Source organism: Arthrobacter sp. JUb115 (genome assembly GCF_004365035.1).
Lineage (GTDB): Bacteria > Actinomycetota > Actinomycetes > Actinomycetales > Micrococcaceae > Glutamicibacter.
This window is the reverse complement of sequence record NZ_SOBS01000013.1, coordinates 24,109-49,101: the sequence shown is the minus strand read 5'-3', so window position 1 is coordinate 49,101 and position 24,993 is coordinate 24,109. Positions and strand designations below refer to the sequence as shown.

The following is a 24,993-nucleotide window of genomic DNA, read 5'->3' as shown; positions in this document are numbered from 1 at the left end:
CTTGGATGAGGCAGCAGCTGGCTATAGTCTTCCAGGGTGAAGACCCGTCAAACCGCCTTGCGCTTCCTCAACCTGGCTCGGATACTGTGGGCGCTGGCCACCCTGGGCGCTATCGTGGCGACCTACGCCGACACTGCCTCACGGGGCCCGGTGCAGCCACTGAATTTCTTTGGCTACTTCACCATCCAGTCGAATCTGGTGGTGGTTCTGGTCGGGCTTATCGCAGGACTGATGGGCCTAGCCAAGGGTGCTTCGATGCCCCGCTGGGTTGTGGGCCTGCGTGCCATGGCGAGCGTGTGCATGGTCGTGGTCGGGCTGATCTACCTCACGCTGCTGGCACCCTTAGGGGCCGCAGGCGGGGTTCCGCTTCCTTGGGCGAATTGGGTAATGCATATTCTCGGTCCCCTGCTGGTTCTGGCCGATTGGCTCTTGGCCAGGGACCGTACTTCCCTGTCCTACCGGGCGGTGCCGCTATTGCTGATTTACCCGTTGCTCTGGACCGGGGTAGTGCTGATTCGCGGAGCGTCCGATGGATGGGTTCCTTACCCGTTCCTCGACCCGGATCAGGGATACCCCGTCATTGCCCTGTACGTTGTTTCCATTGCCGTGCTCTTCGCGGGAATAGCTTTTCTGGTTGTCGCTTATGGCCTGCGTGGGCGACATCGTGACGTGCAACTCGAGATTCGCTAATCGTTTCGGTAAACTTTGGTCGTAAGAGCCCCTAACTCTTGCAACGGACCTTCAGGTTTCAGTGAGCAGGACAGGGGCATATTTTTTGTCCGGCACCGTGCCGGGACGGCGCTAAGCACGCCGCAACCGCTGCTTTAAGCAAGGGGGAGGATCCCATGCCAGCAATCGTGATCGTCGGAGCCCAATGGGGCGATGAAGGCAAAGGAAAGGCTACCGACCTGCTCGGTGGCAAGGTCGACTATGTAGTGAAGCCAAACGGCGGCAACAACGCCGGGCACACCGTGGTCGTAGGCGGCGAGAAGTACGAGCTCAAGCTCCTTCCTGCCGGCATCCTTTCCCCGAACGCCACTCCGATTATCGGCAATGGCTGCGTGGTGAACCTTGAAGCCCTCTTCGAAGAAATCGACGGCCTGGAATCGCGCGGCGCCGACACCTCGAAGCTGCGCGTTTCGGCCAACGCCCACCTGGTGGCCCCGTACCACCAGACCATGGACAAGGTCACCGAACGCTTCCTGGGCAAGCGGGCCATCGGCACCACCGGCCGCGGCATCGGCCCCGCCTACATGGACAAGGTCGGACGCCTGGGCATCCGCGTGCAGGACGTCTTCGACGAGTCCATCCTGCGCCAGAAGGTCGAAGGCGCACTGCGCCAGAAGAACGAGCTGCTGGTCAAGATCTACAACCGCCGCAGCGTCGAGGTCGAGGAAATCGTCTCGTACTTCCTCTCCTACGCCGAGCGCCTGCGCCCGCTGGTCATCGACTCCACCTACGAGCTGAACAAGGCTCTGGACGAGGACAAGGTCGTGCTGATGGAAGGCGGCCAGGCCACCTTCCTGGACGTGGACCACGGTACCTACCCATTCGTGACGTCCTCCAACCCGACTGCTGGTGGCGCGTCCGTGGGTTCGGGCATCGGCCCGACCCGCATCACCCGCTCCATCGGCATCATCAAGGCCTACACCACCCGCGTGGGTGCTGGTCCGTTCCCTACCGAGCTGTTCGACGACATGGGCCTCTACCTGCAGAAGACCGGTGGCGAATTCGGCGTAAACACCGGACGCCCGCGTCGTTGCGGTTGGTACGACGCCGTGCTGGCTCGCCACGCCTCGCGCGTGAACGGCTTCACCGACTACTTCGTGACCAAGCTGGACGTGCTCACCAACATCGAGCAGATCCCGGTGTGCGTGGCCTATGACGTTGACGGCGTGCGCCACGACGAAATGCCGATGACGCAGACCGACTTCCACCACGCGAAGCCGATCTTCGAGTACTTCCCGGGCTGGACCGAGGACATCTCGGGCGCACAGACCATGGAAGATCTTCCGGAGAACGCCCGGAACTACATCCTGGCCCTGGAGAAGATCTCCGGAACCCGCATCTCCGCCATCGGCGTAGGCCCGGACCGCGATCAGACGATCGTGCGCCACGATTTGATCAAGGACTAGTTCCTGTAGCCAAGGAGCCGCCGCAGTTCATCAGCTGATGAACTGCGGCGGCTCCTTTTCGTGCACTAGAACCTAAGACATGCTGGTAGTGCGGTTCAGGCACCCCAAGATGAAATTCTCGGACTGGATGGCGGGCATGGCGGTTTCTTCGGACATGCACAACCAGCACGTGGATGGATCACGAAGAAACTCGAATGCCGGAACAGATTACTTGTCAGCGGGCATTGCCGTGCATGAGGCCGGGCAGGTTCTGACAGGCCGCAAATGAGGCACGGCATCTTTCATGTTTCCGGGTGGCAAGCCGGAGCCGGACGGACCTCCTATCGATGCGGCCGTGCGAGAAGTGAGTGAGGAGCTACGGACAACCCCGTGTCTTGTTATGTACCTGGCGGGGTGAGCCGGTCGATCCGTTTTCTGGTGTCAGCGGCAACGTCGAGGATCATGGGGGTGAACCAGCCTTCTGCGCGCGATTGCTCGATGAGCGCCGGGAGCGCATCCAGCATCGCTTCCAGAGTGGCGCGGATCTGCCTGGCGGCAATTTTCGCTGGGATACCCCACGAGGACACTTCGTCCATCAGGTGCCTGCCGTTGACTTCGTCGATGTGCACGCCGGCGCCTACGTGCAGGGACAGCTCGCGGTCGGCGTGCTCCCATGCTGCGGTGGGGACCACATCGTAGGCCGGCGCCAGTCGCACGGTTCCGCGGTCGATGGTCAGCCCGATGTTCCGGGCGTGCATGTCGCAGTTCCCCAAGGCCAAGTTCACGGTCAGGTATTTGAGCAGGAGTTCGCGCTCTCGCGGAGGATTTGAAGCGTTGTCGGTGAGGACCTGGGCGATTAGCTTCAGCGTGGGGGATTTCTCTGCGGGTTTCTGGTACTTCTGCTTCATGCCGAGCGCTTGGCAGAAGTCCTCCTGGTGGATGCGCCGCACAGGTTCGGATTGGGCGTCGCGGTCGTAGCGTTCAACCAGGATTGCTTTGCGGCCTTGGACGGTGATGACTTCGGCGGCGGCGGCGATTTGGCGTTTGGAGCGGCTCAGGCGCACGGAGGCTTCGACCAGCCTCAGGCCGAACAGTTCCAGCTCGGCGATGGACGGCCATTGTTCGGTGCCGTCTTCGTTCAGCCGCGCGGGTTTGAGGATGTGGGTGGTGGGGCTGCCGTCCAGGGGCATGCCGATGCGGGGTCCGTCGCGGACTACGAGCAGCTTGCCTTGGAGTCCTCCCAGGCTCACCCGGATGGAGCTGTCGATGCCGATGCCCAGGGGTGCTGTGGGCAGGTTGGTGATGGCTTTGGCCAGTTCCTCGGCGGTGGTCCAGCGGATATTGTGCGGTTCGTTGTTGGGTTCTTCGCCCAGGGGGAGCACTTGGACGGCGCCGGCGCAGTCCTTACCGTAGGCGCCGAGCATCATGAAGGTGTCCACGTGAGCGATTCTCGCCTTGTCGGCGAGCATTTTGCGGATGTCGTCTTCTGGCAGCAGGCCGTCCAGGAAGTGGACGCATTCGACCCAGGGGTAGGGTTCTTCCCGGATGGGCAGCTTGGTGGACAGCAGTGCGCTGCTGTTTTGAGCTTCGGGGGTGTACTGCAGGGAAATGGTGCCGAAGCCGTGATCGGTGATGGTGGCCGTGTGCACTCCATCGAACCATAGTGCCAGCTGTGGGTCCGCCACCTCAGCTCCTCTTGACTCGGTGGTGGATGCTGCGGGCGTTGTGGGCCATGCTGTTGCGGATGGCGTTGGTCTCGCCGGAGTGGCGCGGGGCGATGAGCAGATCCAGGCCGAGGATGGACATGATTTCGAGCAGGATGTTGGCGTTGCCGAGCTTGCCGTTTTCGATCGCGCTGATGGTGTTGCGGGAGATGCCGAGCTGGTCGGCGACGTCCTCTTGGCTCAGTCCGAGGTCGATGCGCTGTTTGCGCAAGGTGCTTCCTATGGCTTTGGGGTCGTTTCGCATGCGCCCGCCTTTCTCTTAAAGCCCATTTTATCGTGAATTAACCCCGATGACATCATAATGTACTGATTTTTGCGCTTTAGTAGGTCAGTGGCTTTAATGAGCAGAATCTTGTGCATTAGCGCATGGTGAGCATTAATGCCCAGAAATTTGATCTTTAATCACTGTGTGCCACTAAAGACCAAAAAACTGCGCATTACCGCTAAGGTGCCAAAAGGCCAGCACCACCAGCAAGCTGGTCGTGCTGGTGGTGCTGGCAATCATCATGATCGGCCTGGGTCAGCTGCCACACCATCTATTTCGGGTGATGAAAATATGAGCATCAACGACAGATCAGAAATAAAGGGTTTCAAGTCTGCGGGAGCGATAAAGAAGCCGAGATGCCAACGCTGCAATACTGCCGTTTCTAAGTTCCCGTGCGGCAAAGACGCGTCCTGCTGAATTGTGAACTCATAATTTCATGTTCCGCTTGGATTCCTGCGCAGCCTATTCTGGGGCGCTGGATGTCGAACAGAAAACGAGTACTGTGCCCAGCGGTTTTCACCGCTGGGCACAGGGCTCGAATCTTATATGCTCCACTCGGTATTCTTGGCGGACTAGAGCGTAGGCTCTTGTGCCGTGGCATTGACCGGAGCGTCCTGGATCTTGCCCGCAACGCGCAGGTTCCAGTGCTCAATCACCTGTCGGTCCGTCGACTTGGTCAACAGCGAAACAGCAATGAACGCTGCTGCCGAAGCGATCAGACCGTAGTAGATCGGCTCATTGGCGTAGACGCCGTCGAACTTGTTCTCAGCCTGGATCTCCAAGATGATCATCGTGCCCAAAGTAGCTATTGATCCTGCCGCCATGGAGGCTGTGGCCCCAGCGCCATTGCCGCGCTTCCACAGCAGGCCGCCGATGATTGCCACCAGCAATCCGCCCACCAGGATGTCATAGGCAATGGTCAATGCTGCGACCACGTCATCCACCAAGATCGCCAGCGCGACCGTCACGACGCCCAAGGCCATGACCCAGATGCGGTTTGCGCGCACGTCATGCTCCGGGTTCTCATCGGTATTCACTTCCAAGTGCTTGCCGAACCAGCTGGCGACAAATGGGGTGACGTCGGTGCGGGCCACGGTGGCGGCGGCGATCAGCGCACCGGAGGCGGTGGACATCATCGCGGCCACGGCCGCGGCCATGACCAATCCGCCCACCGCAACGGGCAGCAACTGAGTGGCGACCTCGGCATAAACCACGTCCTTGTTATCCGCCGCGCCGGCGATGTTCGGCAGCGCCACCTTCGCGGCCATGCCAATCAGTGCGCCGGCAGCACCGTAGAAGATGCAGTAGATGCCGGCGGTCATCCCGCCCCAGCGGGCGACCTTCGGGGTTCTGGCGGTGAAAACGCGCTGCCAGATATCCTGGCCGATCAGCAAGCCCAAGGTGTAGACCACGAAGTAGGTGATGATCGACTGCAGCCCCATGCCGGTGAAGCTGAAGAATTCGGCGCCCACGCGCTCGCGGATGCCATCCATGCCGCCTGCGGCATTCATGGAGAATGGCAGCATCAGGGCGAAGATGCCGACGGTCTTGATGACGAACTGCACCTGGTCGGCCAGGGTGATGGACCACATGCCGCCGATAGTGGAGTAGATGACTACGATGGCGCCGCCGATGGCGATGGCCAGCCATTTCTCCCAGCCAAAGAGCACCACGAAAATGGTGGCGTAGGCGCTGGTTGAGGTGGCGCAGAGCATCAGCGTGTAGGCCAGCATGACGATGCCGGAGGTATTGGTTGCCGCCGCGCTGCCGTAGCGCAGGGTCAGCATCTGCGAAACGGTGAAGACCTTGAGCTTCTGCAGCGTCGAGGCGAAAGCCAGCGACAGCAGGATCACGCCTGCGCCAATAGCCACCACGAGCCACATGCCGGAGATCCCGTGCTTGTAGCCCAGGCCAACGCCGCCCACGGTCGAGGCTCCGCCGAGCACCACCGCCGCCATGGTTCCGGTGTAGAGGAAGGGGCCCAGGCGCCGGCCGGCCACCAGATAGTCGCTGCTGTTCTTGGTGCGGGATTTGCCCCACCAGCCAAAGGCCAGCATTGCGGCCAGGTAGGCGGCGACAATCGCGCCGTTGATGAATTCCATGGAGAACCTCGATGTCCGGATAAAAGCAGCGCTTACCTTAAGTAAACTTTTGTTGCATCACAGGCTACTAGCGCTGGCGCTGCCGATCAATGGAAATCGCGAACATTGCCCACCGCACTGCTCTGGCCAGCCGCAATGTGACGAAGCAAACCGTTCCATTCAGTGAAACTTTCTAGACATTTTGCACTCAAATATGATTCACATACGGCATCGTGTCACATATGCGTAGCATTCGATCGGCAATGTGTGCAATCGCAGCTTGTTTAGTACTGTTTCACGTTGACGCAGCGTTGCATCATTGGCCAGCAGGGCCGTTTTCTCCGCCGTTGCGTCAGACGATTTCTCGAAACCAGAAAGACGCCTAGAAGATGAGTGAAAATGGTCAGGGCCTGACAAAGAAGTCGGCCGGACACGTCATTGTCGACACGCTTGCCGCGCACGGCGTGGAACGCGCCTACGTGGTGCCGGGTGAAAGCTACCTGGATGTCCTTGATGGGCTGCACAACTCGCCAATCGAAACCGTGGTCTGCCGCCACGAAGGCGGAGCCACCTACATGGCCGAAGCCGAAGGCAAGATGCACCAGCGCCCCGGCATTGCCATGGTGACCCGTGGCCCGGGAGCTGCCAACGCCCACGTCGGCCTGCATACCGCATGGCAGGATTCGACCCCGCTGGTGCTATTCGTGGGGCTGATCCCGTTCGAGCACCGTGAAAAGGAAGCCTTCCAGGAATTCGATCCCAAGGCATGGTTCGGCACCGGCGCCAAGCGCGTGATGATCCTGGACCACGCCGATCGCGCCAGCGAAGTCGTCGCCGAGGCCATGTTCGCTGCCATGTCCGGACGCCCGGGCCCGGTGGTCGTCGGCCTGCCAGAAGACATCATCCGCAACGAAGTTTCCGCCGAAGTCCATCCGGAAATCCCGGTGGCTACCGGCGGCATGACCGTGACCGACTGGAAGGCGCTGAATACTGCCTTGCAGGAAGCGGATAAGCCGCTGTTCATTTTCGGCGGCAACGACTGGTCCCACGAAGGCGCAGCGGACTTCACTCGTTGGCTCGAGGAACACGACCTGCCAGCCGCTGCCGAATGGCGTTGCGAGGGTACCGTGCCTTTCAACTCGCCATCCTATGTTGGCCCGATCGGCTACGGCCGCCCCAAGCCGACCTATGACCTGCTGGAAGAGACTGATCTGCTGATCTTCGTCGGCACGGTTCCAGGCGACGTCATCACCGACGGCTTCAATGTCCGCCAGAACTGGGACAAGAAGAACTTCCTGGTCACCATCGACCCGTCGCTGCGCGGACGTTCCGGCCCGGTATCGCACCAGATTGTCGCCAAGCCCGATGTCTTCGTTCGCGACCTGCTGCTGATGGATTTGCCGGTCAAGGAATCCTGGAAGGAGTGGACTTCCCGGATGCGCGGCGAGCAGGAGAAGTTCGCCGAACTTCCACCAGCGCAGCCTTCCGCGGGCCAGGCGAGGATGGCGACCATGATGGCTAATCTGGTTGGATCCCTGCCCGAAGACGCCCTGGTGACCTTCGGCGCTGGCGAGCACACCAACTGGGCCCACCGCTACTTCCCAACCAACGGCTACGCTTCGATGCTCTCGGCACGCAACGGTTCCATGGGCTACTCGATTCCTTCCGCCGTCGCCGCTTCGCTGAACTACCCGGGGCGCCGCGTGGTGACCATCGCAGGTGACGGCGAGTTCTTGATGAATGGCCAGGAGCTGGCTACCGCTGCCCAGTACGGCGCCACCCCGCTGGTGATCGTCATGGACAACCAGCAGTACGGCACCATCCGCACCCACCAGGAACGCCAGTACCCGGAACGGGTTTCCGGAACCCAGTTGGCCAACCCCGACTTCGCGCTGATGGCGCAGTCCTTCGGCGGGTTCGGCGTCCGCGTCGAGAATGATTCAGATGTCCCGGCTGCCCTGGAAAATGCGCTGAAGGCCATTGACGAAAACAAGAAATTCGCGTTGATCCATTTGGTGGTAGAGCAGGGAGTCAAGGCCTACTAGGCACTGGGTGCGCTCAGCGAACAGTCGGGTCTGCGACGTATAATTCCAGCGGGTATCGTTTCTAGCGATACCCGCTGGATGCTTTAACCAGCAGAGGCAACAGACCGAGACCTTCAACCGTGGAGCGGCCCTAGAATGAACGATGCCCTTATTGCTAGCCTTCTCCGGGCCGTAGAAGCAGCGCCGGACGACCATGCCCTGCGATTGCACCTGGCTGAACAGCTCGATGGTGCCGGTCGATCCGCCGAAGCGCTGTCCCATGTCAGCATCGTGCTGCAGCAGGATCCGGGGAACGCGTCCGCGCTGGGAAGGCTTGGAACGATCAGCGCGTCGATGGCCGCAGCGATGGCCCCGCAGGCGCCCGTCGAACCCGCAGCGGATGCCGCGCCGGCTGGAAACCAGCAGAACGATACGCCACCAGGCTACGACTGGGAAGCGGGTTCCAAGGAACTCGGCAGTTCGCTGCCGGCGCCCTTTATTGAAGGACGGGTCCCACTGCGCTCAGATGCGGGGTCCGATGCCCCGGAAGCTCCCATCGAGAACCCGGCCGGAAAGGGTGTCACCCTGGATGATGTGGGTGGCTTGCAGGCGGTCAAGGACCGCCTGGACGAATCCTTCCTGGCACCGATGCGCAACGCCGCAATTGCCAAGGCCTTTGGCAAATCATTGCGCGGCGGGCTGCTGCTGTATGGGCCACCGGGATGCGGCAAGACTTTCCTGGCTCGCGCGGTGGCCGGTGAGCTGAAAGCCAATTTCATGTCTGTCACCATTACCGATGTGGTTGACTCCTACATCGGTGAAACGGAAAAGCGGCTCAAGGCGATTTTCGACCAGGCCCGCAAGAATGCTCCAACGGTTCTCTTCATCGATGAGATTGATGCCATCGGCATCCGCCGCGGTTCGCTGACTGGATCGGGCGCGTGGATGCGCCAGATGGTCAATCAGCTGCTGATCGAGATGGATTCGCTTGCGGGAAACAACGATGGCCTTTACGTTCTGGGGGCTACCAACCACCCATGGGATCTGGACGAAGCACTGCTGCGTCCAGGCCGGTTGGACCGGACCCTGCTGGTGACTCCGCCGGACGCGCCGGCACGTGAGTCCATCTTGCGGTACCACCTGAAGAACCGCCCGATTGCCGGAATCGACCTGGAATGGATTGCGGCACAGACCGACGGATTCTCGGGCGCGGACCTGGAGCACGTGTGCACCACTGCCGCCGAGAAGGCAATGATGCAATCCATCGAGCGCAACGAGGTTCTCCCCTTGGACATGGGCCATATCAGAACTGCCCTGGCGGAAATCAAGGCGTCGACTTTGCCGTGGCTGGAATCCGCGCGAAATGTGGTGCGCTTCAGCAACCAGCATGGCCGCTACGATGATTTATCCGAGTATCTGGTTTCGCAGAACATGCTCTAGAAAGCACCGGGGGAGTACACCGCATGGAATTCGAGCGACTGCATCACCGGATCACCCACCACCTGGCGATCGGACGGGAAACCGAAGCGATTGCCTTGCTGAAGGATAACCTCAACGAGCACCATCAGGTCCCTGCCTTCTGGATCCTCTATTCGTCATGCCATTTGAGCCTCAAGCAGTGGGCCGAAGCGGAGTCCGCTGCCAGAGCCGGGCTGAATCTGGATCCTGCCAACCCGGTGGCCGGGGAGTGCCTGGCCGTCGCCCTGATGCGCCAGCATCGACGGGAGGAGGCGCTGCTGGCGATCCGGCAGGTAATCGAAACGGAACCGGAATACGGCAACGGGCACTACTGGCTGAGCATGATCACGCTCAGCGATATTCGGAGCAACGATGACAGGGTGCTGGCCCGCCAAGCCATCGAGCACGCGATTCGGCTGGAGCCGGGGAACCCCGATTACTACCAGGGCGCGGCAATTGCTGCCGAAGCCCAAGATGACAACCGGGTGGCTCTCGGATTCCTCCAATCCGGGCTGCAGATCGACCCCAATCACCAGGGGCTTTTGCGGGCGGCCGGAAGTATCGGCAATGGCGAAAAAATCGTCGGGGAACAAGGCGATGTGCTGCGTGGATTGATATCCATGGATCCGATGAACGAAGGCCTGCATCAGGACTACGCGGAGACCTTCGTTGCGAAGCAAACTGCCTACGCTAATCGGTTCTGGCTTTTCACTCCGGTGCTGGCAGTTGCCGCTGCCCTGGGGCAGCGGGCTGGTGGAACCGGGGCGCTGCTGGCGATTGCCGCCATTGCCATCGTGGCCGGGCTCTTTGGATGGTGGAACAAGAAGGCGTACAGCAAGGCGGCCAGGTCGTTGCCCTCCGGCTACGCCAAGGACATTGATGCGCGCTTCCCCAAACTGCCCCGAGCTATTCGCTCCTACCGGATTGGTTGGCTCCTGAGCACAAGCGGAGCGGTCCTGGGCTGTTTCCTGCCGGTGGCTGGCATCATCGTGATGCTGCTCGGTGTGCTGGCAAGCCAGCTAGGAGCACTGTGGATCCTGCAAGAAAATGCTGGCCCGCCAAGAAAGGGCTCCGACCGCCACGAGCAACGCCGGTACCTGGTCCGGTGCAGCGGCTTGCACGTGGCTGGCTTCTGGAAGCGGGCGTGCCTGGCGCTCATCCAGCTAGTGCTCTTAGGGATTTGCTTGGCCAATGAAAGCAGGATCGCTGCCGTGCCAGCCGGATCGGTGGCCGCCGGACTGCTGGTGCCTGGCATTTCCTTGCTGGCAGCGCAAGTCCGTCTTGGATTCAAGGAAAATGCTTTTGCCTACGGGCTGGCTGTCAGCTCCTCGGCCAAAAACCGGAACTTGGCCATGCTTCGCGGCAATATCGGCGGCCTGTATTTCATCGGGGTGCATCTGTTCGCCGGGCTGTTTGCCGCGGCTGCTTCGCTGGGGCTGCTCATATCGGGAGTGGAGGGTTCGCTGGATTCGCCACCGGAGCCCCGTCATCCAAGCCAGGATAGCGTCCTCGACCAAGACTTGCTGAATCAGCTCAAGGATGTGGAAACGCCGGATTCCCAGCCCCGTGAATACTCGATCCCTTCGCTGCCGGACATGCCCGATATCCCGTCCCTCGGCGTCCCGAACCAGTGAGCAGGAACCTACGCGGAAAAGATCACAACGCCGTGGGCCTTTCTGTCTTGGCACGCGCCCGCTGAAGAAATAAGATGAATTGCTACCGATTCCCGTGAGCACTAGAACCCCAACCACGAGGTGGATAATCTGATGGCACAGATGAGCGAAGAGCTCATTGAGCAGTGGGCTGACGCAACTGCTGAAATCTACAATGAGTCCCTGACTGGCATTAATCTGAGCCGTCTGCCCGAGGCAGTGGCTCAGTACGTCGACCTCTTCGCGCAGAGCGAGAACTTGACGTTCAATGGGGAGGCCACCCCCACCGATTACTTCGATAATCACCCATTCCTCGCGGTGACCGCAGTGCTCAACAGCCCAGAGGCGCTGGAAGCCCTGGATTCCGACGCGCAGGACGCGTTGGATGCGATGGTTGACTTCACCGAGGCCTGGTACAACTTCGACCTCGAGAATGAGCCGGAACTCGGTATCTCCGAGGCGGATGGCGACGACGAAGAAGACTGGTAAGCCTTCTGCCGCCCAGGGGCCGGCACCCAGCAGCGTACGCGCGCTGGGTGCCGGCCTTTGCTGCAGGCGGCCGGAAACCGGATTGCATGCCAACAGCCATGAAGCTATTCCATTTGGCCGCCGAGGGTGGCACTATGCGGATATGAGCCAGTTCAGCGTTTTCGAGAGCACCGTGGTCATTCACCTGCCGGTGCACCGTGTCTGGGAGCTGCTTACCGATTGGGCAGCAACACCCTTGTGGATCCATGGGATCGGCTCCATGCATTCGGACGACCCGCAGCTCAAGGTCGGCACCCAGCTGGTATACCGCGTTGCCGGCCATGAACGCGTGTATCGCGTCCATGACCTGATCGAGAACCGCTTGCTGATCCTGCACACCTCGGAGAATCCCGATGGGCTCTCCTACCGCTACGACCTGAAGGACGACGCGGGGCATACCGAGGTAGTGCTGCAGGTGGCAATCATCAACCCGGACCTGACGGTGGAGCAGTGCGAGGAGCTGGCGGCAAATATCCGCGAAAGCGAAGGGGACAAGCTGGACCAGCTGCGGCTGTACGCAGAGCAGGCCCCCTGAGCACCTGCGCGGCGCAAGACTATTTCGTCGCGCCGGGAGCAGGAGCCGAAGCATAGGCCGTCGAATTCTCCAGCTGGCCATTGAATAGCTGGTCCACGGTGACCGGGGTGTAGCCCTCGGCCTTCAGCTTCTCCACGAGATCCGGCAGTGCCTTGACTGAGCTCTCATGGATGTCATGCATCAAGATGATGGAGCCCGGATGGACTTCGTCCATGGCGATGCGCACCGTTTTCTCCGGATCGTGGTGCTTCCAATCCAGGGTGTCAACATCCCACAGCACCAACGGGTAGGGCACCAGCCGGTCATAGACGGCACCGTGATTCCCATAGGGCGGGCGGAAGACGGTGGGCTCGTGGCCGGAGGCCTTTTCTACCGCTTCGCTGGTCCATCCCAGCTCATGCTGGATCTGTTCTCTGGTCAGCGTCGTGAGATCCGCATGGTCCCAGGTATGGCTGCCCAGCTGGTGGCCTTCGGCGGCCATGCGCTTGACCGCGTCGGGGTATTTGGCAATGTTCTTCCCGACCATGAAGAAGGTGGCTGGCGCATCCGCGGCGTTCAGCTCGTCGAGCAGCCGCCCGGTGTACTGGCCAGGTCCGTCATCGAAGGTCAGCGCCACGCATCGAGCCACGGCGCAATCCACCTGCTCGCTTGCCGCGGAGCCCGTGGGCTGCGCATCGGGAGCAGGCGCTGGTGCAGGGGAACAGGAAACCAGGAATGCCGGGCCCAGCGCCAACAGCGCCAACAGGGCCAGGCGCGCCATGTCGGGCAATCGAGAAGTCATCCTTCCACCTTCCCGTCATGCCCGGTCCGTGCCCGGGAACTACACGCGAAAATCTGCTGGGAGTTTGATCAGTGCCGGCCCAGCGCCAGCTGGTCGCAACCGGTCAACTGCGCTCGCCGTCCAGCTCCGCCGGAACGGGGTCCGAGAGCGGATGCGCTATTTCGTCGCGGGCAAATTTCCCGGCCCACCATGCGATGATTCCGAACAGCGGCGAGGCGAGGCCGGCAATGACGAATATCGCCTGCAAGCTGAGCACCTGGGTCAAAGGTCCCGCCGCCGCCATGGACAGCGGCATCAGCGCCAGCGAAACGAAGAAATCCAGGCTGGAGATCCGCCCGAGCAGGTGTCCGGGAACCCGGCGCTGGAGCAAGGTGCCCCAGATGACCATGCCCACGGCGTCGGTGATGCCGAAGGCCAGCAGGATCGCGAAGAGCATCCACGCGGCATCGACGTAGCCCACCAGGGCCAGGGGCAAGGTGCCCAGGCACCAGCAGGCGGTCATCAAGCTCAAGTAGCGCCGCGGGAATTTCGCGGACGCGACCAGCAGCGAGCCGATCGCCGAACCGAGGCCGAAGAAGGCCAGTGCGAAGCTGAACAGTTTCGCGTCCCCGTGCAGGTTGCCGCTGACGATGAAGGGCAGCAGCACCTCGAAGGGCCCGATGAAGGTGAACACCGAAATGACCGAGAACAGCAGCGTCCACAGCAGCCAGCGGGTGCGCACCGTATAGCCGATGCCTTCGCGCAGCTGCCGGAACATCCCGGGCTGTCCCTGGCCGTCAACGGGGCCTGGCGCGTTGTACGCCTGGCGGTTGGGGATCCGGCGCAGCATCAGCAGCGCCGCGAGGTGGATTACGCAGATGCCGACGATGGCGTGCGCCGGCGAGAGTCCCGCCACCACGAATCCGGCGGCCATCGGGCCCAGGGCGGTGTGCACCACCGGCCGGGCTGTCCCTTCCAATCCGTTGGCGGCCAGCAGCTGCTCGGCGGGCAGCATCTTGGGCAGCAGTGCGGAGTAGGCGGGGTAGAAGAAGGCCGACCCGGCCCCGCCGCAGAAGCCGGCGAGCATCAGGTGCCACAGCTCCAGGGCACCGGCCATGGCCAGCACCGCGGTGATGCCCATGGCCGCCAGCGACAGCGCCTCGACCAGCATCACGATCCGCCGGCAGGAATGGCGGTCCGCCATGATCCCGCCGAGCAGCACGAAGCAGAGCAGCCCGGCGGCACTGGCGGTGGCCACGGCAGAAAGCTGGATGGGCCCGCCGCCCAGCTGGCGCACCTGGTAGACCATTGCCACGGCCCACATGCCGGCGGCGAAGGTGGAGAGGACAAGTGCGCTGGCCAGCAGGGCGTAGTCGCGGTAGGCGAACGGCTTGATGAGGCGCAGTGCAGAGGTTTTGAGCGCGCTCATGGAAGCTCCTGCGGTAGTGCGTAGGAACTATCATCCATCCACTGATTGAGCTTTGTCAATCAGTGGATGGTAATTAAATAACTCCGGGGACCACGCGATGGCGCGTGGTCCCCGGAGCTCGGCTTCGCGCTACTCGGCGTCGTGGTCGGTTTCCAGGATGGCCGCCAACTGCTCCAGGGCAGCTTCGGCTCCTTCGCCTTCGGCGCGCAGCACTACGGTGGTTCCGTATTCCGCGCCCAGGCCCATCAGCGAGAGGATGCTGGACGCGTCCAGCGCCTCGTCCACGGGCTCGCCCTGAAGGGCGATGGTGACCTCGACCGGCGCCTCGGCCGCGGCCTCGGCGAAGATGGCTGCCGGGCGGGCGTGCAGGCCGACGCGGCTGCCGATGATTGCTGTACGTTCTGCCATGATGGCTCCTTCAGGATCTATTGAACGGTTGATTGCGGTAAATTCGGGGGGCCTAGAGGCCGAATCGGTCCAGCTCGCCCAGCTGCGCGCGCACGGCAGTGCGTGCCGCCTCGGCCGACTCGGCGTCCAAGGCCAGCTGGGACAGGCGCTGCGCAGTGGGCAGGTCTACGGTGCGCAGCACCGCGGCAACCGGTGCCAACGCCCGCTTGTTCATGGACAGGGTGTCCACGCCCAGGCCCACCAGCACCACGGCCAGCGCCGGGTCGGCAGCCGCTTCGCCGCACACCCCGACGGGTTTGCCGCCGGCCGCCTGCGCACCGGCGGCGGTGGCGGCCACCAGGTGCAGCACTGCCGGCTGCCAGGGGTCGTTGAGCTCGGCCAGGGCACCGAGCTGGCGGTCCGCGGCCATGGTGTACTGGGTCAAGTCGTTGGTGCCGATGGAGACGAAATCGCAGCGCTGCAGGATCTGGCCTGCCAGCACCGCCGCCGAAGGGACCTCGATCATGGTCCCGGCGGTGGCCAGGCCAGCGGCCTTGGCCAGCTGCGCGAATTCCTGCGCTTCGGACGCAGTGGAAATCATCGGCGCCATCACCCAGATTTCGGCCTGGTGCTCGCCAGCGGCTTGCGCGATGGCCTGCAGCTGGCGTTCGAGCACGCCCGGGCTGGACAGGTCGGTGCGGTAGCCGCGCACGCCGAGGGCCGGATTCGGCTCGCTGGCATCGGTCAGGAAGGGCAGCGGCTTGTCCGCTCCCGCATCCAAGGTGCGCACCACGACCTTGCGGCCGGGGAAGGCGGCGAAGACCGCACCGTAGGCTGCCACCTGCTCGTCATGGGAGGGCTCCTTGTCCTTGCCCAGGAAGCAGAACTCGGTGCGCAGCAGGCCCACGCCCTCGGCGCCCGCCGCGGCGGCCAGCTGCGCGTCGTCGCCGCTGCCGACATTGGACAATAGCGGCACGCGGTGCCCGTCGCGCAGCTGCCCGGTGCCGGAGAACTCCGGCAGCGCCTCGCGGTTGGCGTAGGTGGCGGCCAGGTGCTCTTCGGCCTCGCCGGGACCGGTGATGACCAGCCCGTCGATGCCGTCCACGAAGACATGGTCCCCGTCGGCCAGCGCTGTGGTGCCGGCAGCGGCCACGATGGCCGGAAGGCCCAGCGAGCGCGCGATGATGGCGGTATGCGATTGCGGCCCGCCATCGGAGGTGACCAGCGCCAGGACCTTGGCCGGATCCAGCGTCGCGGTATCGGCCGGAGCCAGGTCCACCGCGGCGAGGATGAAGGGCTGGTCGGAGTCCGGGATGCCCGGGGCGGGCACGCCGCGCAGTTCGGCGACGATGCGCGAGCGCACATCGAGCACATCCCCGGCGCGTTCGGCCATGTAGCCGCCGAGCGCCGACAGCTGCGTGGCGACCGCGTCGGCGGCCTCCCAGATGGCCGATTCGGCGCAGGTGCCCGATGCCACCAGCCTGGTGGCCGACTTGAGCAGCGTGCGGTCGCTGGCCATCAGCGCGGTGGCCTTGAGCACGGCTTGGGCATCGCCGGTGGCCTGCGCCGCGCGTTCCTTGAGCTGCGCGGCGACCGCCTGCGTGGCCTCGGCCAGGCGCAGGGATTCGGCTTCCGCGCTGGAACCTGCTGGCAGGGGCGCGCCGTCGGCGGGCGGGAGGATGGGGTCGGGCATGCGGCGCACGGATCCGATGACCCGTCCGGCGCTGACGCCTACTCCGGTGAATTTCTGGCTCATGCTGCGGCCTTTGCCTCTTCAGCGGCCCGTGCGGGGGCCTTGCGGACATATTTCTTCAGGATGATCACCAGCGCCGCGGAAACCAGCGTGCCGATCACGGTGGCCACCAGGAACATCGGCCAGGTGCTGTCCATCGCGAAGAAGACGAAGATGCCGCCGTGCGGTGCCTGGGAGAGCACATCGAAGCTCATGATCAGCGAGCCGGTGACCCCGGCACCCACCATGGAGGCCGGGATGACGCGCAGCGGGTCGGCCGCGGCGAAGGGGATGGCGCCTTCGGAGATGAACGCGGCACCCAGCAGCCAGGCCGCCTTGCCGTTTTCGCGTTCCGCCCCGGTGAACAGCTTCGGGGACACCGCGGTGGCCAGGGCCATCGCCAGCGGCGGAACCATGCCGGCAGCCATCACGGCTGCCATGATCATCAGCGGGGCCGGGTTCTCGGCCACCGAACCGGCGCCCAAGCCGGCTACCGCGAAGGAATAAGCGACCTTGTTGATCGGCCCGCCCAAATCGATGGCCATCATCAGGCCCAGGACCAGGCCGAGGATCGCCGCCGCGGTGCCGGACATGCCCGCCAGCCAGCCGTTGAGGGCTTCGGTGAGCTGGGCAATCGGCCCGCCAAGGAACAGGAACATCAGGCCCGAAGCGATGATGGAACCGAGCAACGGCACGATGACCACTGGCATCAGCCCGCGCAGCCAGCGTGGCACGGTCCAGGAATTGATCCAGCGGCAGGCCAGGCCAGCGATGAGTCCGCCAATGATGCCGCCAATGAATCCGGCACCCATGAAGCCTGCCACGGCACCCGCGGTGAAGCCCGGGGCGATGCCCGGACGGTCGGCGTAGGCATAGGCGATGTAGCCTGCCAGCGCCGGAATCAGGAAGGACATGGACAGGGAACCGATCTTGAACGCCACCGCGCCGAGGTAGGCCAGCAAGCCAGCTTCCGGCAAGTTGAACAGCGTATTCTCGGTCAAGTATTGGTCTGCTACATCGGTGATGGCGTATCCGCCGAGCAGGAAGCCCAGAGCGATGAGCAGGCCGCCGCCGGCGACGAACGGGATCATGTAGGAGACACCGGTGAGCAGCGCGCGCTTCAGGCCAGCGCCGAAGCCCTCGGAAGCAGAATCCGTGGAGCGCTCGTTTGCCGTTTCGTTGCCGGCTGGTACCTTGCGGGCCGCCGGATCCTTGGCCGCGGCCAAGGCATCCTTGAGCAGCTTTTCGGGTTCATCCACACCGCGCTTGACTGGAACCTGGATCACTGGCTTGCCGGCGAACCGCGATTGGTCGCGCACGTCGACGTCCACCGCAAAGATCACCGCGTCGGCCTGGGTGATCAATGCCGGATCCAACGGCTTGGACCCCGAGGACCCCTGGGTTTCCACAGCGAAGTCAATGCCGAGTTCTTCGGCGGCCTGTGCCAGGGAATCGGCGGCCATGTAGGTGTGGGCGATGCCGGTCGGGCAGGCGGTGACGGCCACGATCTTCGGCCGCGCCGTGGCAGCGGGTGCAGCTGCTGGTGCAGCTGGTGCGGCGGGGGCATCGGAGAGTACTTCGGAGACCAACGCGACGATTTCCTCGTTGCTCCTGGCTGCACGCAGGGCCGCGGTGAAGGGTTTCTTCACCAGTGCGCGGGCCAGCTTGGAGAGCAGCTTCAGGTGCTCCTTGTCGGCGCCTTCCGGGGCGGCAATGAAGAAGACCAGATCTGCCGGGCCGTCCTTGGCACCGAAGTCCACCGGGGTGCCCAGCCGGGCCATGGCCAGGGTGGGAACGGTGACCGCTGCTGAGCGGCAATGCGGAATCGCGATGCCGCCGGGCACGCCGGTGGCCGTCTTCGCCTCGCGGGCCAAGGCATGCTCGGCCAATTCGGCAGCGCTGGCGGCTCGCCCGGCCTGCGTGATCTGCTGGGCCAGGTACTTGATGACGTCGGTACTCGTGGAACCTAGATGCGCATCCAGGGTGACGAGCCGGGTTTCGATCAGATCGCTCATGGTCAGGATCCTTGCCTTGGGGTGAGTTCGATGACGCTGACCGCATCGATGCGGAGGTCGGTTGGGGTTGGGATGCCGGAGCCGGGCAGCGAGGCCGCCGCGGTTCCGTAGGCGATGGCCTGGCGCAGCTTGAACGCCGGCAAGTGGCCTGCCGTGTCTGCCAGCAGATAGCCGGCCAGCGAGGAATCGCCGGCACCTACCGTGCTGCGCGGGGTGATCGGCTGCGGCCAGCCGTGCCAGCAGCCCTCGGCAGTGGCCAGTACCGCGCCGTGCGCACCCAGGGTGGTGAGCACCGCGGCCCCGGGGCGGCGCAGCAGCTTGGAGCTGGCGCGAGCGGCCAGCCCGGGGTCCGCTTCGAGCTGGGCTTCGCCCAGGTCCTCGCCCAGCAGCTCGGCAAGCTCTTCGGCGTTGGGCTTGACCAGATCCGGGATGTGGATCTCGTCGTGGGCGAAGAGCTGGCGCAGCGGCTCCCCAGAGGTGTCCACCGCAATCTTCGGGCACTTCGAGCCCAGCTGCTCGCGCAACGACGCGGTAAGCAGAGCGTAGTAGTTCGCCGGCACCCCGGGTGGCAGCGACCCTGCCATGACCAGCCAATCGGCGCCAGCGCAGGAATCGCGCACCAGCTCCGAGAGCTGCTCCAACGTGGCCGCGTCCAGCTCAGGACCGGCCTCGTTGATCTTGGTGGTCGATCCATCCGGCGAGGTCAGCGTCGTGTTGGTGCGCAGCGCAGCATTGATTTCCAGCGCCCGGTAGGGCAACTGGTCGGCGGCCAGGGCGGCGATGAGCGGATCGTTTCCGGCTCCGGGGAGTACAGCGAGGGTCCGCTGCCCGGCGGCGAGGATGGCCCGCGCAACATTCACGCCCTTGCCTGCGGCCTGCAGGTGGCTGCCAGCGGCCCGCTGCACCGCACCGGGCTGCAATGCGGCGACCAATTCGATGGTCTTGTCCAGCGCCGGGTTGACGGTCAGTGTGATAATCATGCGATCACCACCTCGACATCCGCCGCTTCCAGCGCAGCGGCAAGTTCAGTGCCGGGTTGCTGGTCGGTGACCAGGGTGTCGATGTCTTCGAGCCGGGCGAAGCAGACCAGGGTTTCCTGGTCGAATTTGGATCCGTCGGCCAGCAGCACCACGCGGCGGGCACTGGCGACCAGGGCGCGCTTGACGGCAGCTTCCAGCGGGTCCGGGGTGCTCAGGCCGAATCCTGCATGCAGCCCGTTGGTGCCGATGAAGGCGATGTCTGCCCGGTACTGGGAATACTCCTGCACGGTGCGGGCTCCGCTGGAGGCGCCGGTGATGCCGCGGACCCGCCCGCCGATCAGCTCCAAGGCGACATCCGGGCTGTGGACCAGCGCCGAGGCAATGGGCAGGGCGTGGGTGATGACCACCAGTCCGGTGCCCGCGGTGCTCTTGAGCATGCGCTCGGCCAGGATTTCCGTGGTGGTTCCCGCGTCGATGATGACCGAGGCATCGGAGACCGGCAGCAGGCTCAGCGCGCGCTGGGCGATGCGGGCCTTGGACTCTGAATGGATGGCGGTGCGCACCACGTAGCTTTCCTCGCGGGTGCTGGCTTCGGTGATGGTGACCGCTCCGCCGTGGACGCGGCGCAGGTAGTTCTCGGATTCCAGCTGGGCCAGATCCCGCCGCACGGTTTCCCGGGTGATATCGAAGCGCTGCGCGAGCTGGGCGACGGTTACTTTCCCGTCAGCTTCCAGCTGCTCAACGATCAGCCGGTGTCGTTCTTCGGCGAACATTCTTGCCTCCGCAATTCCTCATGACCTGCAACACATTGATCTGTGTTTCCATGACTTTATGCCCGATTATGTGGCATCGTCAAGTGAAAATCCGGGGAATCTTTGGCTTTAGTTGGTTTTGAGTGGGTTTGCTAGGGGTTATGCCGAATCGAGGGTGGTAGCCACGCGTCAATCCAAGCTGCGTGCGCCCCGATTCTGGCCTCTGGCAATCGACTTCTGTACGGCCTTAGGTGATTGGAAGCCAGGCTAAGGTGCAAGGCATCGGTACGGGCAGGGGCACGGGGCCAGTGGGTCTTGACTTCGACAGGAATCCTAGGCCGCTGGGCGTATGATTTGCGCCAGGACAAAAGGCCTGGATCGAGGCATGGCGCTCTCCGTGCCTGCATGCACTCGGGCGACAAAGCCGCAGCGCAGCAGTCTATGGCGGATTCCTTTTCCCACGGATATCACTCTGCCCCGGGATGGCTTCGACCAGAGCAGCGTGGAGGCGATCCGGAAGCTAGTTCCGGAAGGCAGTTGGAGTGAGCAAATAAGGTCGGCGTTCGCCATGGTCTCCTTCGTTGGTTCGGCGATTGGCGATGGGGTCGTTGATGTGTTCGATCTTGATTTCGAGTTCCATTCGGGTCAAAGCCGCCATGTCGGAGAAAAGTTATGGTTCCGATCGGCAATTTCATATCGGGGTCACTGCCGTCGAGGTCAGAGACACGCAGTCCGAGGTTGTATTCACGAACTTCGTCGGAGAACTCGATTGTTTTCTAGTTCAAGCATCCCGACCGAACCAAGAAAGTAATCACCGGAGTTGCATCGGGGGTGTAGCGCGTCGAGGGCTGTATCGAATTCGGCACGTCCTACCAGCGCACCGCATAGCTCGTGATAAATCTAGAGGTCTCCACAACGGACTCCAGGGCGAGGGAGTCCTGGACTTGGCGGTCGGTGCCTTAGCCTTGGTTGACCTGGCAACGGATCCGATGAGACTGATTATGGAATTCTTGAAGAGCGTCTCGCAACTAATAGCGCCCGCACGATTCAACGACATTAGTTGCGACACATAGTTGTGAGATTCCAGGACTGGTGAGTTCTCAAGGATTCTCAGCTGGCGAGTGGTGTGCGATGAGACGTCTTGTAACCCATAGGTTTAGAGACGTTAGGGGTGTCAAGCGGGTTATTTGAAGGGTACCGACCTGCAACACAGGAGAAAGCCATCTCTCTGGAGGAAGACGATGGGGTTCTCATCGATGAGGCATTGAAGCTGTGGGGGATCGTCACACACGTTGAACCAGAAGACGACGACTACCTCATCCTTGACTACCCAGACATCGAAACAGGCGAAGCAGACTCTGCCTCCATGTACGCCGACCTGACGAACAAGAAGGTACAGGAAGGAAATGAGCAGCAGCAATGACGGATCAGAAATTTCTGACGACAGCATCCTTCTGGGCTTCATCGTCGCGCTGGCCTTGGGTTGCTGCATCATCCCCTTCGGGGCCGTGCTCGCACCGGTTAAGGATTGGCTGCTGCGATACCAACCCCTCATCGAAGGCAACTGCATACTCCTGGATATACCAGGAACAGGAGCCGCCTAGATTTCATACGCTTGGCGGGATCGGTCCTCGTGGGTCTCATCGTCATCGCCTTGGTTGTTCTGGTCATCTACAAGCGAAGGATCAGAAATCTCAACCAGCGATAGACGGCAGAGCCAACAGAGGGGGCTGGCTGTCACTGCCAGGACCATCGGAACGTACCTGTTGCCTCTCGTGTGGTCTCGTAGGCTCTGTTGTCTCGCCTTCTTCGACGCTGACTCGGTAAACCGTGAATTGGCGATCTCCTTCAGTTGCCTGTGCCATTAACAGCCGAGTAATGAAGGAATACGCCGTATAGCTGAGCTTTACCAGGGCCCAAGACCCGAGGTCCGGGGCCTTGGTAAAGTCAGTCCTCGAGTGCGCGGTATTGGAAGTTCCGGAAGCGCACCTGCCCGGTACCTGTCGCAAACAGTGCCGGACGAAGGCTCAGGAGCTCATCAGCTGTGTTCGTGTTGTACCCGGCAACGTTGAATCGCAGTCCGTGTCTGGTCCATTCAATTCCATCGGTGCTGTAGTACTGGGTGACGATGTGGGAGTCGTTGACTATGCGCAGGTGGATGGTCTTTGTTGAGGGGGCAGGTTCACGCCAGTAGGGTATGGCCCTGCCTGCCCGGTAGCTCGTCATGGCATCGCCGTCGTGGCCCATACCGCAGTAGAGGCGGTCGCTGTAGTAGAGCAACAATCCGCCCTGTGCACCATCGATGAGATCCATCTCAACGCTGATCTCATACCGTCGGTCACCCACGATGCTGGTCAGTGGCGAGCTGTCCGACGGGCTGGTTCCCCGCGCCTGCAGAACCAGCCCGCTGCCTATTGCGGCACGGAGGTACTCGTCCTTTGATGGCGCGTGGAAGGACCATTGGATACCGAAACGCTCCTCAGTAAAGTTGTCGGACAGGGGGGTTCCGTGGGATGGCTCCTCTACCGGATCAGTAGGCGCAGGTAAGGGCCTTGAGAGGTCACCGCCGGCTGCGCGGGGCCACCCGTCGTCGTCCCATTCGATGGGCTCCAGGAGCGTCTGGCGGCCCAAGGTCGTGAAGCCGTTTTCGTATCCGTGGTAGATGCTCCACCATTGTCCGTTTGGCCCTTCAAACAAGGTGGCGTGGCCCTTGCTCCACCACGGCTCGACTGCATTCCACGTCCTGATAATGGGGTTCCGGGGACAGTCCTCCCAGGGGCCGTTAATTGAACGTGAACGGGCAACCGTGACCATGTGCCCAGTAGGCGGACCCGAAGTGCCTCCCACCGCCGCGGTGAGGTAAAACCAGTCGCCCCGGCGCGTCAACTTCGGTCCTTCAAGGGCGTAGGCCTCAGTAACCCAGTCGTCGGGGTAACGCCAGCCGTCGTAGACGTGCTCCACCGGACCGTCCGTTCCAAGGCCGTCAGCACTCAGTCGAACCCGGCTGACTCCGCTGAGGAATAGGTAGCGGTGACCGTCCTCTCCCACCGCGTGTCCTGGATCAATGTGCCCTGATACGCCGAGATTGATGGGCTCGCTCCAAGGTCCGGCCATGCTTTCGGAATGAATGACGTAGATCTGCGGTGGGGCGGCCGGATCTGGCGAGACCGCAGTGGCGATGATTGGGATGTAGATGTAGTACCTGTCGTCCACCTTGCAGATGTCGACTGCGAAGACGTTGCCGATCGGCTCCGGCAAGGCGGGACCCAGCGGTTTCCAATTGAGCAGGTCCCGTGAGTGCCAGATAATGAGGCCCGGGGTGGACTCGAAGGAGGAGAAGGTCAGGTAGTAATCGTCGCCGTCTCGGAGAATTGCGGGATCGGGATGGTCTCCCGCAAAGACAGGGTTAAGGTAGGTGCCGTTGCCGAGGTCGGCTCTGCGCTGGCCTTCGGCCCGACTTCCCACGCTGAGGAAGCTATTGGGAGGTGTTGAGGTGTTCAAGGTGTGACCTTTCCAGTAATCATGATTTGGCGCCGGATCTCGTCCATGGTGTCGAAGGTACGAGCAGCCTCATCCATGGTGTGGAGCGGATGCTCAGCGTCCCCGTTCAAGATTGCAGCGGTCACCTCTCGGAGCATAGGCACGTAGCCGTTGCCCTCCCGCGTGGTCTCGTATGTCTCGGTTGTCTCGCCATCTTCGACGCTGAACCGGTGGAGCGTGAATTGCGACGCGAACCAGAAGCCGGTGTCGATAGTGATCCACCCGCCCGTTCCGCAAAGTGATGCGGACTGGTCCAGAAAATTAACCATCGAGCTGGCACCTTGGGCGAATCGTCCCCGGGGGTAGTTGAGGGTGTAGTTTTGGCTCAGGTCTACTGCGTTCCCTTCTACGATCCCGGCTGCAGTGATGCCCGACGGCTCGCCGAGGAACATGTGGCTGAGTGTCACGGGGTAGATGCCTTGGTCCAGCAGGGTACTACCTCCGGGCTTCCAGCGGCTTGAGTCATCTCGCTGGAAAGGTGCGCCGAAGGAAGATCTGATGCTGCGGATCTCACCGATCGCTCCGGCGTCGACGATCTCGCGCAGGCGCAGGTAGAGCGGGTTGAACTTCATCCACATCGCCTCCATCAGGAAAGCCCCGGATTCCGCCGCGATAGCTGCGAGTTCCCGCACCTCCGCAGCATTCAAGCCGATGGGCTTCTCGCAGAGGACGTGGCGCCCACGCTTGAGCGCTTCACGGGCGAGTTCGAAATGCGTAACGTGGGGCGTCCCGATATACACAGCATCGATGTCGGAGTCGAGCATTTTGATGTAGTCGACGAAGCTCGTGGGAATTCCAAAGGTGTCGGCGAATTCCCTTGCCGACGACGCGTGCCGGCTGGATACTGCAACGACCTCAGCATTGTCCATGAAGGAAAAGTCCGCCGTTATCTGCCGCGATACTCCGCCCGTTCCGGCGATGCCCCACCGGACGTTTCCTCGGGACGAATGTGGCAAAGTTCCTGCCGGGACCTTCGGGTTTTTCTTTGAATTATGGGGATTCTGCATCAGGAGAGAT

General features: G+C 62.6%; 22 protein-coding genes. 10 read left to right on the top strand and 12 right to left on the bottom strand.

Translation table 11 applies throughout. From position 1 onward, the window contains the following. Positions 1–36 precede the first annotated feature (36 nt). From EDF61_RS17215 to EDF61_RS19135, 3 genes are all read left to right on the top strand, one after another. Positions 37–690, top strand: a complete 654-nt coding sequence (locus EDF61_RS17215) for a Pr6Pr family membrane protein (RefSeq protein WP_105657920.1) — start codon at positions 37–39, stop codon at positions 688–690. 155 nt (positions 691–845) lie between these two features. Continuing rightward, positions 846–2,135, top strand: a complete 1,290-nt coding sequence (locus tag EDF61_RS17210; RefSeq protein ID WP_133834950.1) for an adenylosuccinate synthase — start codon at positions 846–848, stop codon at positions 2,133–2,135. 283 nt (positions 2,136–2,418) lie between these two features. Then, positions 2,419–2,532 (top strand): NUDIX domain-containing protein, encoded by a 114-nt coding sequence (locus tag EDF61_RS19135; protein WP_286172329.1) that lies wholly within the window; start codon positions 2,419–2,421, stop codon positions 2,530–2,532. Here the strand turns inward: EDF61_RS19135 and EDF61_RS17205 are convergent. The 3 genes from EDF61_RS17205 to EDF61_RS17195 form a co-directional block, all read right to left on the bottom strand. Further along, positions 2,513–3,799 carry a HipA domain-containing protein gene (locus EDF61_RS17205; RefSeq protein ID WP_133834949.1) on the bottom strand — a complete coding sequence of 429 codons (1,287 nt, stop codon included), beginning with the start codon at positions 3,797–3,799 and terminating at the stop codon, positions 2,513–2,515. The two genes, EDF61_RS19135 and EDF61_RS17205, sit on opposite strands and share 20 nt — an antisense overlap. 1 nt (position 3,800) lies before the next feature. After that, complete coding sequence (locus tag EDF61_RS17200) at positions 3,801–4,082, bottom strand: helix-turn-helix domain-containing protein (RefSeq protein WP_133834948.1); 282 nt, start codon at positions 4,080–4,082, stop codon at positions 3,801–3,803. 593 nt (positions 4,083–4,675) lie between these two features. Then, entirely contained in the window at positions 4,676–6,205 is a 1,530-nt protein-coding gene (locus EDF61_RS17195; protein ID WP_133834947.1) for a sodium:solute symporter family protein, read from the bottom strand. 368 nt (positions 6,206–6,573) lie between these two features. On the opposite strand from EDF61_RS17195, the gene EDF61_RS17190 reads away from it, so the two are divergent. From EDF61_RS17190 to EDF61_RS18890, 5 genes are all read left to right on the top strand, one after another. Continuing rightward, positions 6,574–8,229 carry a thiamine pyrophosphate-dependent enzyme gene (locus tag EDF61_RS17190; RefSeq protein WP_105657924.1) on the top strand — a complete coding sequence of 552 codons (1,656 nt, stop codon included), beginning with the start codon at positions 6,574–6,576 and terminating at the stop codon, positions 8,227–8,229. A gap of 135 nt (positions 8,230–8,364) precedes the next feature. After that, on the top strand, positions 8,365–9,648 hold the full coding sequence (locus EDF61_RS17185) for an AAA family ATPase (protein WP_133834946.1): 1,284 nt from the start codon (positions 8,365–8,367) through the stop codon (positions 9,646–9,648). Between the two features lie 23 nt (positions 9,649–9,671). Next, complete coding sequence (locus EDF61_RS17180) at positions 9,672–11,300, top strand: tetratricopeptide repeat protein (protein WP_133834945.1); 1,629 nt, start codon at positions 9,672–9,674, stop codon at positions 11,298–11,300. Positions 11,301–11,432: 132 nt separating this feature from the next. Continuing rightward, on the top strand, positions 11,433–11,807 hold the full coding sequence (locus tag EDF61_RS17175; RefSeq protein WP_105657927.1) for a hypothetical protein: 375 nt from the start codon (positions 11,433–11,435) through the stop codon (positions 11,805–11,807). Positions 11,808–11,949: 142 nt separating this feature from the next. Then, positions 11,950–12,381: an SRPBCC family protein gene (locus EDF61_RS18890; RefSeq protein ID WP_166650869.1), complete on the top strand. Its 432-nt coding sequence runs from the start codon at positions 11,950–11,952 to the stop codon at positions 12,379–12,381. Between the two features lie 19 nt (positions 12,382–12,400). On the opposite strand, the gene EDF61_RS17165 is transcribed toward EDF61_RS18890, so the two are convergent. The 7 genes from EDF61_RS17165 to EDF61_RS17135 all read right to left on the bottom strand — a co-directional run bounded on the left by EDF61_RS17165 (position 12,401) and on the right by EDF61_RS17135 (position 20,457). Next, a complete protein-coding gene (locus EDF61_RS17165; RefSeq protein WP_133834943.1) occupies positions 12,401–13,162 on the bottom strand; it encodes a polysaccharide deacetylase family protein in 762 nt (253 codons plus the stop codon). A gap of 103 nt (positions 13,163–13,265) precedes the next feature. Further along, positions 13,266–14,570, bottom strand: a complete 1,305-nt coding sequence (locus tag EDF61_RS17160; RefSeq protein WP_133834942.1) for an MFS transporter — start codon at positions 14,568–14,570, stop codon at positions 13,266–13,268. Positions 14,571–14,699: 129 nt separating this feature from the next. Then, positions 14,700–14,978 carry an HPr family phosphocarrier protein gene (locus tag EDF61_RS17155; protein WP_105657931.1) on the bottom strand — a complete coding sequence of 93 codons (279 nt, stop codon included), beginning with the start codon at positions 14,976–14,978 and terminating at the stop codon, positions 14,700–14,702. Between the two features lie 52 nt (positions 14,979–15,030). Then, complete coding sequence (gene ptsP / locus EDF61_RS17150) at positions 15,031–16,713, bottom strand: phosphoenolpyruvate--protein phosphotransferase (RefSeq protein WP_105662633.1); 1,683 nt, start codon at positions 16,711–16,713, stop codon at positions 15,031–15,033. Further along, a complete protein-coding gene (locus tag EDF61_RS17145; RefSeq protein WP_133834941.1) occupies positions 16,710–18,704 on the bottom strand; it encodes a PTS fructose transporter subunit IIABC in 1,995 nt (664 codons plus the stop codon). The genes ptsP and EDF61_RS17145 overlap by 4 nt, the downstream gene beginning before the upstream one ends. A gap of 2 nt (positions 18,705–18,706) precedes the next feature. After that, on the bottom strand, positions 18,707–19,684 hold the full coding sequence (locus tag EDF61_RS17140) for a 1-phosphofructokinase family hexose kinase (RefSeq protein ID WP_105662631.1): 978 nt from the start codon (positions 19,682–19,684) through the stop codon (positions 18,707–18,709). Further along, positions 19,681–20,457: a DeoR/GlpR family DNA-binding transcription regulator gene (locus tag EDF61_RS17135; protein ID WP_133834940.1), complete on the bottom strand. Its 777-nt coding sequence runs from the start codon at positions 20,455–20,457 to the stop codon at positions 19,681–19,683. Before EDF61_RS17135 ends, EDF61_RS17140 begins: the two co-directional genes overlap by 4 nt. A gap of 1,150 nt (positions 20,458–21,607) precedes the next feature. On the opposite strand from EDF61_RS17135, the gene EDF61_RS17130 reads away from it, so the two are divergent. Then, positions 21,608–21,859, top strand: a complete 252-nt coding sequence (locus EDF61_RS17130; protein WP_133834939.1) for a hypothetical protein — start codon at positions 21,608–21,610, stop codon at positions 21,857–21,859. After that, positions 21,843–22,040, top strand: coding sequence for a hypothetical protein (locus EDF61_RS17125; protein WP_133834938.1), 198 nt, complete (start codon positions 21,843–21,845; stop codon positions 22,038–22,040). The genes EDF61_RS17130 and EDF61_RS17125 overlap by 17 nt, the downstream gene beginning before the upstream one ends. A 343-nt stretch (positions 22,041–22,383) precedes the next feature. On the opposite strand, the gene EDF61_RS17120 is transcribed toward EDF61_RS17125, so the two are convergent. After that, a complete protein-coding gene (locus EDF61_RS17120; protein WP_286172327.1) occupies positions 22,384–23,937 on the bottom strand; it encodes a family 43 glycosylhydrolase in 1,554 nt (517 codons plus the stop codon). Next, entirely contained in the window at positions 23,934–24,983 is a 1,050-nt protein-coding gene (locus tag EDF61_RS17115; protein ID WP_166650868.1) for a Gfo/Idh/MocA family protein, read from the bottom strand. The genes EDF61_RS17120 and EDF61_RS17115 overlap by 4 nt, the downstream gene beginning before the upstream one ends. Positions 24,984–24,993 lie beyond the last annotated feature (10 nt).

Bases quoted from the DNA above. Each gene is read 5' to 3' on its own strand.
- EDF61_RS17210 (WP_133834950.1), top strand. From the start codon at position 846: ATGCCAGCAATCGTGATCGTCGGAGCCCAATGGGGCGATGAAGGCAAA.
- EDF61_RS19135 (WP_286172329.1), top strand. From the start codon at position 2,419: ATGTTTCCGGGTGGCAAGCCGGAGCCGGACGGACCTCCTATCGATGCG.
- EDF61_RS17200 (WP_133834948.1), bottom strand. From the start codon at position 4,082: ATGCGAAACGACCCCAAAGCCATAGGAAGCACCTTGCGCAAACAGCGC.
- EDF61_RS17195 (WP_133834947.1), bottom strand. From the start codon at position 6,205: ATGGAATTCATCAACGGCGCGATTGTCGCCGCCTACCTGGCCGCAATG.
- EDF61_RS17190 (WP_105657924.1), top strand. From the start codon at position 6,574: ATGAGTGAAAATGGTCAGGGCCTGACAAAGAAGTCGGCCGGACACGTC.
- EDF61_RS17185 (WP_133834946.1), top strand. From the start codon at position 8,365: ATGAACGATGCCCTTATTGCTAGCCTTCTCCGGGCCGTAGAAGCAGCG.
- EDF61_RS17180 (WP_133834945.1), top strand. From the start codon at position 9,672: ATGGAATTCGAGCGACTGCATCACCGGATCACCCACCACCTGGCGATC.
- EDF61_RS17175 (WP_105657927.1), top strand. From the start codon at position 11,433: ATGGCACAGATGAGCGAAGAGCTCATTGAGCAGTGGGCTGACGCAACT.
- EDF61_RS18890 (WP_166650869.1), top strand. From the start codon at position 11,950: ATGAGCCAGTTCAGCGTTTTCGAGAGCACCGTGGTCATTCACCTGCCG.
- EDF61_RS17165 (WP_133834943.1), bottom strand. From the start codon at position 13,162: ATGACTTCTCGATTGCCCGACATGGCGCGCCTGGCCCTGTTGGCGCTG.
- EDF61_RS17160 (WP_133834942.1), bottom strand. From the start codon at position 14,570: ATGAGCGCGCTCAAAACCTCTGCACTGCGCCTCATCAAGCCGTTCGCC.
- EDF61_RS17155 (WP_105657931.1), bottom strand. From the start codon at position 14,978: ATGGCAGAACGTACAGCAATCATCGGCAGCCGCGTCGGCCTGCACGCC.
- ptsP (WP_105662633.1), bottom strand. From the start codon at position 16,713: ATGAGCCAGAAATTCACCGGAGTAGGCGTCAGCGCCGGACGGGTCATC.
- EDF61_RS17145 (WP_133834941.1), bottom strand. From the start codon at position 18,704: ATGAGCGATCTGATCGAAACCCGGCTCGTCACCCTGGATGCGCATCTA.
- EDF61_RS17140 (WP_105662631.1), bottom strand. From the start codon at position 19,684: ATGATTATCACACTGACCGTCAACCCGGCGCTGGACAAGACCATCGAA.
- EDF61_RS17135 (WP_133834940.1), bottom strand. From the start codon at position 20,457: ATGTTCGCCGAAGAACGACACCGGCTGATCGTTGAGCAGCTGGAAGCT.
- EDF61_RS17125 (WP_133834938.1), top strand. From the start codon at position 21,843: ATGAGCAGCAGCAATGACGGATCAGAAATTTCTGACGACAGCATCCTT.
- EDF61_RS17115 (WP_166650868.1), bottom strand. From the start codon at position 24,983: ATGCAGAATCCCCATAATTCAAAGAAAAACCCGAAGGTCCCGGCAGGA.